Below are 14,952 nucleotides of genomic sequence, written 5' to 3'. Positions count from 1 at the left end.
GCGTTGACAAGCCCGAAGCAGTGAACTGATGATGTAATCAATCCTGCGGGGACGGTCAGAAAGTGGGATCCATCCTGCTTGCACGCCACCCTGCGGTGGCCTATTTGTGGCGATACGTGAAGTATCACCGCCCACGCCCAAGGAGAGGCGCCATGAGCGAGACAGACCTGCACGCCAAGTTCCAGCAGTTCCCCGATGCGGTCCGCGAGAAGGTCGAGACCGCCTTGTTGGACGCGAAGATCGCTCTCAAGGTCAAGGCCGCCGAGGTGCTCGTGGACAAGGGAGAGATGGCCGAACACGCGGTCACCACCGCGGGCCGGATCGGTGCCAAGAGCGGTGAGGTGTCCGAGCTGACGACGATCCTGCCGCTGAAGCCGAACGGCGCGGCGCACCTGCGGAAGTTCTTCCGGCTGATCGGTGGGAACCTGGCGGGCGCAGGTCAGGTCGGCACCCTGCACAACATGCGGTTCGTGTTCCTCGACAGCGACACGAAGCTGCTGTTCGCGACCGCCTTCGACGGCGAGTGGGACGCGTACATCGACGACTTCGCCACCAAGATCCCCGAGATGATGGACTACCTGTTCAGCAATGTCGAGGGCTGGCCCGGCATCACCGCCCCGGACGTGAAGGACTTCATCGTCAAGTACCAGATCCCGGCCGAGGCGTGGTTCGTCGCCCACCCGGGCCTCACCGTCGCGGAGGGCCACCGGCTCAAGCGACAGGAAGCCGCCGTCCAGCGTTTCCTGTCGGACCTCAACTGAAGGCAGGCGCACCATGCCTTCCCCGCTGTTCCGGCGGCTGCGCCGCCCGCCCACCCTGGACCTCGACGACATCCAGGCGACCCTGCTGCGGGCCCGGCCCGAGCCCTACTTCGGCACCCACGCGATTCTGGAGATCACCGAACCGGCCGCGGGCAAGGAACTGCTGCGCCGACTGGCGCCGAGGGTGACCTCGGCGGCGCGCTGGGACGAACCGCAGCCGTCCTGGCTGGCCCTCGCCCTCAGCTACCAGGGTCTGGTCGCACTGGGGCTGCCGGAGACCTCACTGGCTTCCTTCCCCGCCAACTTCCGCGCCGGGATGGCGGCTCGCGCCGAGCGGCTGCGGGACACCGGCGTGAACGCGCCGGACCGCTGGGAGTTCCCCTTCGGCACCCCGCGCGTGCATGCCGCCGTCACGGTGTATGCCGCAAGCGAGGACGACTGGCGGGCCGAAGTCGCCGCCTACGAAAAGGAACTGGGCGAGGTCCCTGGCGTACGGCTGCTGTCGCATCAGGACTTCGCGGCCGACGGGTTCAACGTCTTCGGGTACCGGGACGGCTTCAGCCAGCCGGTGGTCGAAGGCAGTGGCGCCGAACCCCTGCCCGGCGACGGACGGCCCATCAAGGCCGGTGAGTTCGTCCTCGGCTACCCGAGCGAGACCGGCGTACCGCTGCCGGTACCGGCTCCGGACGTCCTGGGCCGCAACGGCACCTACGTCGTGTTCCGCAAGTACCACTCCCACGTTGCCGCCTTCAACAAGTGGCTGCACGACAACGCCTCCACCGAGGCCGAACGCGAGCTGCTGGCCGCCAAGTTGGTCGGCCGCTGGCGCAGCGGCGCACCTCTCGCCCTGACCCCGGAACGCGACATCCCCGCCATCGGCGAAGACCCGAACCGGATCAACGACTTCGACTACTCCGCCGACCCGCGCGGGCTGAGCACGCCGCTCGGCTCCCACATCCGCCGGATGAACCCACGCGACACCAAGCTGACGGTCCTCTCCGACGTCAACATCCGCCGGATCATCCGGCGCGGCACCTCCTACGGCACCCCGCTGGCCCCGGATCGCCTCAAGGACGACGGCACATCGCGCGGCCTGGACTTCATCGCCCTCGGCGCCCGAGCCATCGACAACGTCGAGTTCCTGCAGAGCGAATGGGTCGGCTCCGGCAACTTCATGGGCCTGGGCAAGGAGAAGGACCCGATGATCTCGCTCCAGGACAAGGGCGCCTACTTCACCGTGCCGGGGACCCCGCCGCGCAGGGTGCAGAACATCCAGTCCTTCAACACCCTCCTCGGCGGCGAGTACTTCTTCATGCCCAGCCTGTCCGCCATCCGCTGGCTCGGCAGCAACTGACCCCCCACCTCGCGCGGAGACACTCCCCATGACCTCGTACGTCCGCTACAGCCCTGACCTCGAACAGCCCTTTCCGGACGAGGACGAACTCGTCCGCCAGGTCGTCGCGGCCATGGGCAAGGCCAACCAGCAGGTCGCCGACAAACACCGGCACGGCCTGCGCGACGCCCACGCCAAGAGCCATGGCGTCCTCGCCGGTGAGCTGCGCATCCAGCCCGAGCTGCCCGCCCACCTCGCCCAGGGCCTCTTCGCCGCACCGGTCACCTACCCGGTGATCGTCCGCTTCTCCTCCGCCCCCGGCGACCTGCGCTCCGACCAGGTGCCTGTCCAGCGCGGCCTCGCGATGAAGGTGATCGGCGCCCCCGGGCCCCGCGCCCTCGACGACGGCTTCACCACCCAGGACTTCCTCCTCGTCAACCACCCCACCCTGCCCTTCGGCAACATCGCCGAATACGCCAAACTCCAGGGCATCCTGGAGAAACAGCCCGGCCAGAGCGACCAGCAGCTCCAGCTCACCGGCGCAGCCGCCCGAGTGGCCGCCAAGGCCCTCACACGCGTCGGACGTCCGCTTCCGCCCGCCGTCGAGACCCTGGCCGCCGCCAACGACCACATCCTCGGCGAGACCTTCCACTCCATGGCCGCGCTGCGCTACGGCGACCACGTGGCGAAGATGTCCGCCGCGCCCCGCTCGGCGAACGTCAAGGCCCTCACCGGCAGCCACGTCGACAAGAAGGCCGGCGAGTCGGCTCTGCGCGACCTCGTCATCGACTTCTTCGCGCACAACAGCGCCGAGTACGACATCCGCGCCCAGCTGTGCACGGACATCGACCGGATGCCGGTGGAGGACGCCTCGGTCCTGTGGCCCGAGGAACTGTCACCGCACCAGACCGTGGCCGTGCTGCACCTGCCCGCCCAGGACGCCTACAGCGATGCCCGCCGCCGCTACGCCGACGACGTCCTTTCCTTCAGCCCCTGGCACGCCCTGGAGGCCCACCGCCCGCTGGGCTCGATCATGCGCTCCCGCCGCGCCGCGTACCCCGCCTCCAGCGACTTCCGGCACCGCTTCAACGGCATCGAGCCGCAGGAGCCGTCCGACATCAAGGAGCTGCCCGCCTGACCAGGTCCCGACCGACCCCGGATGCGTACGGGGTCGGTCGGGACTCCCGTGCCAGAATGGGGAAGTCCCTTCTCCGCCCTGTCTTCTTAGAGGTTCCTTTCGTGTCCCAGCCCGTCGGCCGTGTGCCCCAGCGACGCAACGCCCGCTCCAACCGGGCCCGCATCCTCGCCACCGCCCGCCAGGAGCTCGGCCGGAACCCCGACATCACCCTGGAGGAACTCGCCCGCGCCTCCGGTGTCGTACGACGCACGCTGTTCGGGCACTTCCCCGGCCGGGCCGCGCTCCTGGACGCGCTGGCCGAGGAGGCCGCCGAGGCCCTTCAGGCCGCCATCGCGGTCGGCGCGGGGGTGACGGAACCGGCCGACCGGGCGCTCGCCCACTTCACGTTGGCGCTCTGGCCCGTGGGCGACCGGTACCGGATGCTCCTGGCGCTGGCCCGACGGGACCTCGGCATGGACCGTGTCGCCGGGATCCTGGAACCCGCCCGGGTCAGGGTCACGGCCATCCTGGAGCAGGGACAACGGGACGGCGTCTTCCACACCCACCTGCCGGCCCCGGTGCTGAGCGTCGGCCTGGAGGCGATGACGGTCGCCCTGCTGGAGGAGGTCAACACCGGGGCGCTGGAGGACGACGGCACCCGGGTGGCCGTCACCACGCTCATCGCGGCCGGTGTGCCGGAGAAGCGGGCGCAGATCGTCGTCGACGAGATGGCCGCCACCGACGCGTGAGTTCGCCCCCACAGTTCGACGTGACCCCGATGCGAAGCGCCGGGGTCTTTCCATGTCCGCCCCCGCGCCGGCGTCGTGGCGATGCGGTAGTGCCGGGCCAGCGCCGCCACGTCATATGGGTAGGTCCACTCCGCCCGCCGGACCGGGTCCCGAGGGGCAGGACCAGATCTTCGACGATGCGCACCTCCTAGCGAAACACTTGGCCGGACCGCGCAGTTCGTCGAGGCCGACCTGCATGCCTTGGAACACATTCGGCGGAATCGGGACGGCAAGCGCCGCCTTGCCGTGGTTGAGGTCATCCAGATGCGCGTTGAACTCTCGTTCCCTGATCAGGTCCACGGGCACGGGCGACTACCACCGGCACGGCCGAACTGCCTGGACGTACTTCGGCTCGGAACTCCTCCAGGGCGTGTTCCGACGTCCCATCCGTGAGCTGCTGACGGGGCTCAGCGAGAGCGCCGTCGTCCCGCCCGGGCTCCCAGCCCTCGAATGGTGGCCCGCCACCCGCATGGCCAGACGCCGCCAGGCACACGCTTCCACCGCCTCGGCCCGCACCATCGCAACCCGGTTGAGGATCACCAGGGCCAACGGAACGCCGAACGAAGCGGTCGTCACGGACGAGAAGCCATGGGTGAGGAAACGCCACTCCAGCCACCCGGGACGGACAGCGAAAAAAGGGGGACGGTGCCGGGTGTCCCCTCCCGGCACCGTCCCGGGGCCGTGCGCCGCTCAGGCACGGCCCGTCATGGGGGTGGAGGAGGCCGGAATCGGGATTCCGGCCTCCGGTGTACGGGGCTCAGGCGCCCACGGTCTCGGTCTGCTCCTCGGTGGCCGCTGCCGCTTCCTCACCGTGCTTGGTGGTGTGCTTGCGGCCGGGCAGGACGGCGATGACGATCAGGGTTCCGGCGGCCATGATGATGGCGCCGATGAGGCTGGTGTGGGCGATGGCGTGGGCGAAGGACTCGTGCACCGCTCCCAGCAGGGTCTGGGCCTGCTCGGCGCCGCCCTGAGGGTTCTTGGCCACCTGCTCGGCGACCGCGATGCCGCCGCCGACGGAATCCTTGGCGGTGTCCATGGCCTCGGCCGGGAGGTGGCCGCCGACCATGTCGGTGAGCTTGTCCTTGTATGACGTGGCGAGCAGCGAGCCGAGGATGGCGATACCCAGGGCGCAGCCGAGTTCCAGGGCGGTGTCGTTGGCGCCGCCGGCGACGCCCAGCTCCGACTCGGGGAAGGAGCCCATGATGGTGTCGGTGGCCGGGGACAGGCTCAGGCCGATGGCGAAGCCGAGCAGCAGCAGGGGCGTGAGGAAGTCGGTGTAGGTCGAGCCCGTCTCGATCCGGGTGAGCAGGAAGACGCCCGCGGTGCCGATGACCATGCCGGTTCCGACCACGATCTTCACGCCGAGCTTCGGGGCGAGCTTGCCGGTAACCGCGGCGCCGACGAAGACCGCACCGGCCAGTGGCAGCAGGCGGATGCCGGTCTCCAGGGCGTCGTAGCCGAGGACGAACTGCAGGAACTGGGTGGAGTAGTAGATCGAGCCGAAGGTGCCGAAGAAGAAGAACAGCACTGCCATCATCGAGCCGCCGAAGGGGCGCTCGGTGAACTTGCGCACGTCCAGCATGGGGTTGGGGTGCTTCAACTCCCAGGCGACGAAGGCCAGCAGGCCCACGCCGGCGACGACGGCCGCGGTGATCGGGCCGACGCCCCAGCCGAAGTGCGGGCCCTCGATGGTCGCGTACACCAGAGAGCCGACCGACACGATCGACAGCAGACCGCCGACGTAGTCGATCCGGCCCATGCCCTCCGCCTTCGACGGCGGCACCAGCAGCAGCGCGCCGACGACGCCGAGGACGGCAACGGGGACGTTCATCAGGAAGGTCGAGCCCCAGGCGTGGTTCTCCAGCAGCCAGCCGGCGGCGAGCGGACCGGCGGCGATGGCAAGACCGGAGGTCGCGGACCAGGCGGTGATCGCCTTGGCGCGCTCGGCGCGCGGGAACATCGCGACCAGCAGCGAGAGCGTGGCCGGCATGACGACGGCGGCACCGACACCCATGATCGCGCGGGCGGTGATGACGAGACTCGTCTCATCGACCAGGCCGCCCATCACCGAACCGCCGGCGAAGATCAGCAGGCCCAAAACGAGCGCGCCGCGGCGGCTGTACTTGTCGCCGATCGCGCCGAGCACCAGCATCAGCGCGGCGTAGGGGACGGTGTAGCCGTCGATGACCCACTGCAGGTCACTGCTGGACAGCCCCAGGCCCTTGGTCATGTCGGGGGCGGCCACAACCAACGACGTGTTCGCCATGACCACGATCAGCAGGCTCAGGCACAGGACCAGCAGGGCCCACCAGCGCCGGTGGTAGGGCTCCGTCATCTTCTCGACGGGTGTGTTCGGAAAGAGCGGCATGGTCGGGCTCCTCGGCAGGGGGTGAAGCGGTGGCTTCGGGGGTGGAATCGATGGGAGCGGCGCAGGGGGGCCAAGAGGAGGCCCGGCACCAGGGGCAGTTAATTGCCCGCTGATGTGCAGACTAGTTTATTGCCCTTTGGTGTGCAACTATCGAGTCGCCCTCCCCGCCTACCGGAGGTTCGACATGATCCACGCACACCTGACAGCCGCCCCGGAACGCAGCCGAACCCTGCTCACACGGGCCCGCATCCTCGAAGCGGCCCGGCAGGAACTCGACCGTGACCCCGACAGCAGCCTCGGTGACATCGCCGAGGCGGCAGGGGTGGTACGCCGCACGGTCTACGGCCACTTCAACGGCCGGGCCGCACTGATGGAGGGGCTGGTGGAGGAGGCCACATGGGCCCTGCGGAAGGCGCTCGCGGCTCCCCGCCCGCCGATGGCGGACGCCGTCACGGAGCTGGCGCGCTTCGTCCTCGCCGTGTGGCCCGTCGCCGACCGCTACCGCATCCTGCTCCGCCTCGCCCCCCAGGACCTCGGAGCCGATCGGCTCGCCGAAGTCCTGGCCCCCGCGCGGGACATGACGGAGGCGATCATCGGCCAGGGGCAACGGAACGGTGCCTTCATGACCGGCATCCCCCCGGCCGTCCTGGCCCGGGCCCTGGAGGGGCACCTGCTGGGGCTTTTGGACTGCGTGAACAGCGGGGCCTGGAACGACGACGGCACGGACACCGCGACCGCGGCCCTGATTGCGATGGGCGTGGCCGGAGACAGTGCCGCGGCGTGCGTCCATGGGCTTGTCCGCCCCGACGGCGACGCCGCGTAGGCGCACTTCCCCCAGCACCACTCGAAGAGGAGAAGCATGTATCAGTCCCAGCGCAACGAGGAGTACGTCGGCGAGGCCTACTACGGCGACAGCTCCACGTACGCGAGCCCGCCGACCCGGACCAGGCGGTGCATGATCATGGTCGCCGCGTCTCTGGTGGCCGTGCTCGTCGGCGGAGTCGCGGTCGACCGGATCGCCGCAGCTCGCGCGGAGGGCCGTACGGCCGAGGCGTTCCAGGACGGCACGGGAACCGCCGATCGGCCGTCAGTGCACGTCAGGGGCTTTCCTGTGCTGAACCAACTGGCTGCGGGCAGGCTGGACCATGTCGACCTGACCGCCCACGACATTCCGGCCGGCGGCAGCACCCGGCCGCTCCCGGTGACGAGGCTGACGGTCGGGATGGACGGGCTGAAGACCTCGGGAAGCGCCGACGAGGCTCACGCGGACGGCGTCACGGCGAGCGCGTTCCTGTCGTACGCGGATGTGTCGAGGGCGCTCGGCGTGCAGGTGTCACAGGGGGACGAGTCGGGGCGGGTCGACGCGAGGGCGAGTCTGCCGCTCGTCGGCGACGTGACCGTGAGCGCGTCCGTCTCGGCGGCCGGCGGCAACCGCATCGCCTTCACGGACGTACGCGCGGAGCAGGGTGAACTGCTCCCTCCGCTGAAATCACTGCTCGACAAGGCCCTGGAAGAGCCCATTCCGCTGCAGAACGTGCCGGAAGGGCTCCGTCTGCGCTCGGTCACCACCACCGAGGACGGAATCGACGCCCGCTTCACGGGCCGCTCGGTCACGTTCCACCCGAACTCGTCGTCCGCGTGAGGTCGTCAGGCGGCGTCAGGCAAGGGGCGTCGGGCGACCTGGTGTGCTTCGTCCGCGGGCAGGCCCAGCATCCGCAGGACCATTTCGGCGAGGTTCGCCGCAGCCTCGTCACCGTCCACCTCGGGGCGGGCGAACCGCAGCTCCACCAGGGACAGCAGGGTGCCGCCCAGTGCGGACAGGGCGACCACGGGGTCGAGGGGCGTGAAGCGGCCGGAGGCGATGCCGACCTGGAGATCACGCAGGGCGCGTCGGGCCAGTCCGTTGTCCGAGTGGATGTGCGCGTGGCCACGGCGGCGCAGGACCTGCATCAGCTCCGGGTGGGAGTCGGCCATGCGGGCGCTGAGCCGGAAACCGGCCGCCAGCAGCTCCGCCGGGTCGTCGATTCCCGTCAGACGCTCGTCGAAGGCCTCCCCGAACTCCTCAAGGGCATCGACCACCGCCGTCTCGAACAACTCCGCCTTGGAGTCGAAGTGGTTGTAGAAGGAGCCGAAGCCCACGTCCGCGCGCTCGGCGATCGCCTGGATGCTCGCGCTGGTGTCGCCGCTCTCGGCGAGTATCTGCCGGGCCGCTCGTACAAGAGCTCCACGGGTCTCTGCGCGACGCCGCTCGAACCGGTTGCTGGGCGGGGCTGACGTAGACATGCGCAAAGTCTACCCGTCGCGACGATGGCGATCGCAGTCCTGATGAATTCATCATTTCTTGCGGCGCGCGTCTTGACGACGGAACTGTCACAGTTGATGATTTCCTCATTACGGCAATGTTGCTCGGAGGGCTCCATGTCTGAAACACGCGTCAACGGGGACGTCATCACGGCCCATCAGGACCTCCACAGTGAGCAGGGCGCCCTGCGCGGCGAACATCCCGGCCGTTCCCGGAATCCCGTGATCAAGGTGGCGGACCTGGCCTGGCTGGAGTTCGAGAAGCCCGACCTGGACCGGGCGGAGGTCTTCGCCCGGGACTTCGGCTTCGGTGTCGCCGGGCGTACCGAGCGGGAGCTGTGGCTGCGCGGCACCTTCGCCGGCTCGCCCTGCATGGTGATCCGGCGCGGGCGTACGTCCCGCTTCATCGGCCCGGCGTTCCGCGTCGCCGAACGGGGCGACCTGGACCGGCTGGCCCGCGCGACGGGCAGGGACGTGCGGGACGCCGACGTTCCTGGTGGTGGCAAGGTCGTCGACCTGCTCGACCCGTCGGGCTTCCCGGTGCGTGTGGTGCACTGCAGCGAGCGGCTGCCCGCGCTGCCGGAACAGCAGCCGCTGCTGCTCAACTTCGGTACGGATCACCGTCGTACGAACACCACGCAGCGGCCGCCGCGCGAGCCGTCCCGCATCCAGCGGCTGGGCCATGTGGTGCTGGAGACAAGGGTGTTCGCGCGGGCGCTGGACTGGTACCTGGACACCCTCGGGATGATCGTGTCCGACTTCCTGTTCCTGGACGGGCAGCGCGGGCGCGGTCCGACAATGGCGTTCATCCGCTGCGACCTGGGCAGCGTGCCAGCCGACCACCACACCCTCGCGATGCACCTGGGGCCGGGCACGGGGTACGTCCACTCCGCCTACCAGGTCAGCGACCTGGACTCGATCGCCGCAGGTGGGGAGTACCTCAAGGAGCGTGGCTACAAGCGCAGTTGGGGCATCGGCCGGCACATCCAGGGCAGCCAGCTGTTCGACTACTGGCGCGACCCCGACCGCTTCATGCTGGAGCACTTCGCCGACGGTGACCTGTTCTCCTGCGACGTCGAGCCCGGGTGGGCGCCCATGTCGACCAGCGGCCTGGCCCAGTGGGGCCCGCCGGCCACCCGCGACTTCCTCGGCGCGAGCCCCTCCCCGCAGCGGGTCCGCGATGTCATCGAGGCCCTGCGCGGCGACAACGAGATGGACCCAGCGCGACTCTTCGGCCTGCTCAAGGCCGCCAACTCCTGACCCGTCCCTCTGAAGAAGGCACTGACATGAGCACCAATGTCCTGCGCACGGCCGACGGCTGGTGGGTCGTCCGAGGCGACCGGGCCGTCCCCGTCGAGACCAAGGCCGTGACCACCGCCGAGCTGCTGGCCGACCGGGACGCCGTCCGGGAGGCCGCTGCCTCCGGCGGGCCGGGCACTCCGGTCGCCGATCTGGTCGCGCTCTCCCCGGTCACCACGCCCTGCCGGGTGGTCGCCCAGATGGTCAACTACCGCAGCCACGCCCGTGATTCGGGCTTCAAGGGCGACATCCCGCCCGCGTTCTTCCGCAAGGCATCCGGTTCGGTCAGCGGTCCCAGCGAGGTCGTCGTCCGGCCGTCACGCGTGAAGTTCCTCGACTACGAGATCGAGCTCGGGCTCGTGATGGGCGCGCCGCTGCCCGTCGGTACCGTGGTCGAGGAGCGGGACCTGCCGTCGTACGTCGCCGGACTGGTGATCACCAACGATGTCAGCGCCCGCGAGGTGCAGCTGACCAAGACGCAGTTCTACGAGAGCAAGTCGTACCCCACCTTCACGCCGACCGGTCCGTACCTGTCGTTGCTGGAGCCGGAGGACTTCGCCCATCTCCTTGACCTGCGGCTGAAGTTGAGCGTCAATGGCGAGCTCCGCCAGGACCGCACCCTGGCCGACATGATCGTCCGCCCGGCGCAGGCGCTCACTCTGCTGGCCCGCTTCCAGACCCTGGACGCCGGCGACCTGCTGCTCACCGGCACCCCCGGCGGCACGGCCCTGAAGGCCCCGCCGAAGGCCGTCGAGAAGATCGGCGCGCTGCTGCCGCCGGCGGTGAAGTGGAAGGCGTTCTTCAAGAGCCAGGCGAAGAACCCGCGCTACCTGAACCCGGGCGACGTGATCACGGCGACGATCGCGACCCCCGACGGCCGCATCTGCCTCGGCGAGCAGCGCACGCCCGTCGCGGCCGCGAACTAATACCCGAGGTGAGCCGCACATGACCGTCGATGAAGCCGCACATTTGCCCGTCGTGATCGTCGGGGCCGGACCGGTGGGCGTGACCGCCGCCCTTCTGTTGGCCCGGCGCGGAGTCCGCAGTGTCGTCCTCGAACGCCACCGGGATGTCTATCCGCTCCCGCGCGCCGTCGCCAATGACGACGAGATCCACCGGATCCTCCAGGCCGCCGGAGTCGGCGAGGAGTTCACCGCGATCTCCCGCCCGGCGAACGGACTACGGCTGCTGGATGCCCGGCACCGGGTGATGGCCGAGTTCCGGCGCTCCCCGCAAGGGCACCACGGGTATCCGCAGTCCAGCATGTTCGACCAGCCCGAGCTGGAACGCGTGCTGCGCGACGCCCTGGCTCAGCGCCCGGAGTGCGAACTGCGCGGCGGCGTGGAGGTCACCGGCGTCGGCCCGGACTCCACCGGCCCCGTACGCGTCACCTACCGCGACGACACCGGCGATCACGAGCTGTGGGCCGACGCGGTCCTCGGTTGCGACGGCGCCAACAGCCTCACCCGCGAAGCCATCGGCGGCGCCTGGGAGGACCTGCACTTCGAGGAGAAGTGGACCGTCATCGACGCCGAGACCACGGGCCCCGTCCGTTGTTGGGAGGGCGTCGACCAGGTCTGCGACCCGGACCGGCCGGGGACCTTCATGCGGGTGAACGAGACCCGCTACCGCTGGGAGTTCCGGCTCCGTGAAGGAGAAGGGCAGGAGACGGTCCGCGAACTGATCGCCCCGTGGCTGCCGCCCTCGTACGACGGGGACTTCGAGGTGGTCCGCGAGACGCAGTACACCTTCCGGGCCCGCGTCGCCGACCGCTGGCGCAGCGGACGGGTCTTCCTGCTCGGCGACGCCGCCCACCTCACCCCGCCGTTCATCGGACAGGGCCTGTGCTCGGGACTGCGAGACGCCTACAACCTCACCTGGAAACTCGCCCGCGTCCTCCAGCAGGGCGGCGACGAACGGCTGCTGGACACCTACGAGAGCGAACGCAGGCCGCACGCACGGCGTGTGGTCCGCCTCGCGGTCGCCATGGGCTGGGCCATGACCGGTGGCCAGGACGATGCCGCCGCGCTCCGCCGCCGAGCGCTGGCCGCCGCCTGCCGCATACCCGGCCTGACCGAGCTGGCCGGCCGCGACCTCAGCCCACCCCTGACCACCGGACCGCTCGTGCGGCGCAGTGTCCGCCGAAGGCTGGCGGGCACACACTGCCCCCAACCATGGGTGAGCGTCGCCGGACGGCCCACCCGGCTCGACGAGGCGCTCGGCGACTCCTTCGCCGTCCTGACCGCCACCGAGCCCGGCCCTTCCCTGACCGCGCTCGCCCACAGTCTCGGCGTTCACGCCGTCCCGGTGACAGACCTCGGCGACGACTGCACCCTCGCAGCCTGGCTGCGCGCCGGACACGCAGATGCGGTCCTGCTGCGGCCCGACCGGGTCGTCATGGACATCGTCCCGGCAGGCGGCCGCGACTTCACCTCGACCGCCGCCTGGGCCTCCCTGCTGCACACCACCCGAAGCCCTGTCCCTTCCGAACGGACGGCCCCGAAAAGCCTGTTGAGGAGTACGACGCGATGAGCACGCCCTTCTTCACACCCGATCCGGAGACTGCGGCCGCCAGTCGCATCGCGGACTTCGCCCGGCTCCAGGGCATGGACCCGGAGGACTATGCCACCCTGCATCAGTGGTCTGTCACCGACCTGGAGGGCTTCTGGGGCGCGGTGTGGGAGTACTTCGACATCAACGCCGACACCCCCTACGAGCAGGTGCTGGCCGAGGAGCGGATGCCGGGCGCCCGCTGGTTCCCCGGCGCCACCCTCAACTACGCCCACCATGCCCTGCGCAACCTGGCCGACGACGACGTGGCGATCATTGCCCTCGACGAGACCGGTGCCGGATACGAGGTGACCGGCGCCCGGTTGCGTGCCCTGGTCGCGTCGGTGGCCGCCACCCTGCGCGACCTCGGCGTCGGCAAGGGCGACCGGGTCGTCGGCTATCTGCCCAACACCCCGCACGCCATCGTCACGTTCCTCGCCGCCGCGAGCCTGGGCGCCGTGTGGTCGGTGTGCGGTCAGGACTACGCCCCCAAGGCCGCCGCCGACCGCTTCGCCCAGCTCGAACCCACCGTGCTGATCGCCGCCGACGGCTACCTGTTCAACGGCACCACCCACGACCGCCGCGAAGCCGTCCTCGAACTCGCCCGCGCTCTCCCCACGTTGAAGGCGACCCTGCTGGTGGACCACATGGGCCTGCCCTGGCCGTCGCAGGCGTACCCGTCGCTGGTGGTCCCCTGGGAGGATGCCTCCACGCGCACCGAGGAACTCGCCTGTTCACCGGTCCCGTTCGACCACCCGCTGTGGATCGTGTTCTCCTCCGGCACCACCGGCCTGCCCAAGGGCATCGTCCACGGCCACGGCGGCGTGCTCCTGGAGCATCTCAAAACCCTGGGGCTGCACTCGGACTTGAGGCCCGGCGACCGTCTCCTCTGGTACACCACCACCCACTGGATGATGTGGAACCTGGTCGTCTCCACACTGCTGACGGGTGCCACGACGTGTACGTACGACGGCAGTCCGGCCCCCTTCGCCAAACTCGACCGCCTATGGGATCTGGCCGCCCGCCATCGGGTCACCGTCTTCGGCACCAGCCCCCAATACCTGCTGGGCATGGCCAAGTTCGGCATCGACCCGTCCGCGCACGACCTGTCCTCGATCCGCGTCGTCGGCTGCACCGGCTCCGCCCTGCCCGCCTCCGCCTACCCCTGGGTCCGCGAGCACGTCGGCGAGCACGTTCTGCTGGCCTCCATCAGCGGCGGCACCGACATCGTCTCCGGCTTCGCGGGCAGCGCCCCCAACACGCCGGTCTGGGCAGGTGAGTTGTCCGCACCCCACCTGGGTGTGGCGCTCGCCGCGTACGACGCCGAGGGCTTCCCCGTCATCGACCGGGTCGGCGAGCTGGTCGTCACGCGCCCCCTGCCCTCGATGCCGCTGTACTTCTGGAACGACCCCGAGGGCAGCCGCTACCGCGACGCCTACTTCTCGGCGTACCCCGGGGTGTGGCGACACGGCGACTGGATCACGGTCACGGGGCACGGCTCGGTGATCATCCACGGCCGTTCCGACTCGACGCTCAACCGCAACGGTGTACGGCTCGGCAGCGCCGACATCCATGATGTCGTCGAACGTCTCCCCGAGATCGCCGAGGCCCTGGTCATCGGCGCGGAGGAGCCGGACGGCGGCTACTGGATGCCGCTGTTCGTGGTCCCGGCGGCCGGGGTGACCCTGGACGACCTCCTGCGAGAGAAGATCCGCGACGCCGTCCGCACCGGCGCCTCACCCCGCCACGTCCCCGACGAGATCCTCGAAGTGCCGGGCATCCCGCACACCCGCACCGGCAAGAAGCTGGAGGTCCCGATCAAACGACTGCTCCAGGGCGCCCCGGTCGAGCAGGTCGTCAACCCCGCCACCGTGGACAGCCCCGACCTCATCGACCACTACGTCCGGCTGGGCGCCGAGCGCCGCAAGAGCAGGTCCGCCTCATGACCACCGTGCTCGCTGTCGCCCTGTCCCTGGTCTTCCTTCCGCTGGGGCTGGCGAAGCTGGCCTCGGCGCCGTTCATGCGCCAGGCGGCGGCCCATCTCGGCATGTCGGTACGGCTCTACCGCGTCGTCGGCGCGCTGGAGGTGGCCGGGGTCGCCGGTCTGCTGACGGGGCTGACCTGGACGCCGCTGGGCGTGGCCGCCGCGACAGGTTTCGCCCTGCTGATGGCCGCCGCGGCGGTGGTCCACCTGCGCCACGGTGACCCGCCGGTCCGGGCCGTCCCGGCCGCAGTACTGGCCCTGATCTCCTTGACATACGCGGCAACGGCGATGACCGCCGGCTGACGCGTCCTGTACGGCCGGGCACGGGCGGCCTGCTGTGAGGGTGGCGGCCGCCCCCCGGCTCCGCGCGGGCTGCCATCGCACACCGGCCTCCCCCCCGAGACCGGGGTGGCCCGCACCGACGTCCGGGGCCTGCGAGACGCTGGGCTCG

Annotated in this window: 13 protein-coding genes; 11 read left to right on the top strand and 2 right to left on the bottom strand. The window is 70.1% G+C overall.

Annotated features, from left to right (window positions below; all coding sequences use genetic code 11):
* The first annotated feature begins 152 nt into the window (after nt 1-152).
* The 4 genes from D1369_RS05565 (at nt 153) to D1369_RS05550 (ending at nt 3,960) form a co-directional block, all read left to right on the top strand.
* The gene (locus tag D1369_RS05565) at nt 153-761 is read left to right on the top strand and encodes a hypothetical protein (RefSeq protein WP_037902087.1); all 609 of its coding nucleotides are present in this window, start codon (nt 153-155) and stop codon (nt 759-761) included.
* A gap of 13 nt (nt 762-774) precedes the next feature.
* Entirely contained in the window at nt 775-2,115 is a 1,341-nt protein-coding gene (locus D1369_RS05560) for a Dyp-type peroxidase domain-containing protein (RefSeq protein ID WP_007386134.1), read from the top strand.
* Nucleotides 2,116-2,143: 28 nt separating this feature from the next.
* Nucleotides 2,144-3,232 carry a catalase family protein gene (locus tag D1369_RS05555; protein ID WP_007386135.1) on the top strand — a complete coding sequence of 363 codons (1,089 nt, stop codon included), beginning with the start codon at nt 2,144-2,146 and terminating at the stop codon, nt 3,230-3,232.
* 101 nt (nt 3,233-3,333) lie between these two features.
* A complete protein-coding gene (locus tag D1369_RS05550) occupies nt 3,334-3,960 on the top strand; it encodes a TetR family transcriptional regulator (protein WP_037902090.1) in 627 nt (208 codons plus the stop codon).
* Between the two features lie 796 nt (nt 3,961-4,756).
* Here D1369_RS05550 and D1369_RS05540 read toward each other — a convergent pair.
* Nucleotides 4,757-6,367: an MFS transporter gene (locus D1369_RS05540; RefSeq protein WP_037902093.1), complete on the bottom strand. Its 1,611-nt coding sequence runs from the start codon at nt 6,365-6,367 to the stop codon at nt 4,757-4,759.
* A 184-nt stretch (nt 6,368-6,551) separates the two neighbouring features.
* Here D1369_RS05540 and D1369_RS05535 point away from each other — a divergent pair, with 184 nt between their 5' ends.
* Together D1369_RS05535 and D1369_RS05530 are read left to right on the top strand one after the other, a co-directional pair.
* Nucleotides 6,552-7,190 (top strand): TetR/AcrR family transcriptional regulator, encoded by a 639-nt coding sequence (locus D1369_RS05535; RefSeq protein ID WP_037902096.1) that lies wholly within the window; start codon nt 6,552-6,554, stop codon nt 7,188-7,190.
* Between the two features lie 36 nt (nt 7,191-7,226).
* Entirely contained in the window at nt 7,227-8,009 is a 783-nt protein-coding gene (locus tag D1369_RS05530) for a DUF2993 domain-containing protein (RefSeq protein WP_106433544.1), read from the top strand.
* A gap of 5 nt (nt 8,010-8,014) precedes the next feature.
* Here D1369_RS05530 and D1369_RS05525 read toward each other — a convergent pair whose 3' ends face one another.
* On the bottom strand, nt 8,015-8,650 hold the full coding sequence (locus D1369_RS05525; protein ID WP_007386141.1) for a TetR/AcrR family transcriptional regulator: 636 nt from the start codon (nt 8,648-8,650) through the stop codon (nt 8,015-8,017).
* Between the two features lie 135 nt (nt 8,651-8,785).
* On the opposite strand from D1369_RS05525, the gene D1369_RS05520 reads away from it, so the two are divergent.
* The 5 genes from D1369_RS05520 to D1369_RS05500 are packed head-to-tail and all read left to right on the top strand — an operon-like array spanning nt 8,786 to nt 14,804.
* Nucleotides 8,786-9,928, top strand: coding sequence for a VOC family protein (locus tag D1369_RS05520; protein WP_007386142.1), 1,143 nt, complete (start codon nt 8,786-8,788; stop codon nt 9,926-9,928).
* 26 nt (nt 9,929-9,954) lie between these two features.
* On the top strand, nt 9,955-10,893 hold the full coding sequence (locus D1369_RS05515) for a fumarylacetoacetate hydrolase family protein (RefSeq protein ID WP_007386143.1): 939 nt from the start codon (nt 9,955-9,957) through the stop codon (nt 10,891-10,893).
* Between the two features lie 19 nt (nt 10,894-10,912).
* Nucleotides 10,913-12,499, top strand: coding sequence for a bifunctional 3-(3-hydroxy-phenyl)propionate/3-hydroxycinnamic acid hydroxylase (locus tag D1369_RS05510; RefSeq protein WP_007386144.1), 1,587 nt, complete (start codon nt 10,913-10,915; stop codon nt 12,497-12,499).
* The gene (locus tag D1369_RS05505) at nt 12,496-14,463 is read left to right on the top strand and encodes an acetoacetate--CoA ligase (protein WP_007386145.1); all 1,968 of its coding nucleotides are present in this window, start codon (nt 12,496-12,498) and stop codon (nt 14,461-14,463) included. Before D1369_RS05510 ends, D1369_RS05505 begins: the two co-directional genes overlap by 4 nt.
* Nucleotides 14,460-14,804, top strand: a complete 345-nt coding sequence (locus D1369_RS05500; RefSeq protein WP_007386146.1) for a DoxX family protein — start codon at nt 14,460-14,462, stop codon at nt 14,802-14,804. Before D1369_RS05505 ends, D1369_RS05500 begins: the two co-directional genes overlap by 4 nt.
* Nucleotides 14,805-14,952 lie beyond the last annotated feature (148 nt).

This window comes from Streptomyces sp. CC0208 (assembly GCF_003443735.1).
Taxonomy (GTDB): domain Bacteria; phylum Actinomycetota; class Actinomycetes; order Streptomycetales; family Streptomycetaceae; genus Streptomyces; species Streptomyces sviceus.
This window is presented reverse-complemented; position numbering and strand designations above follow the sequence as displayed.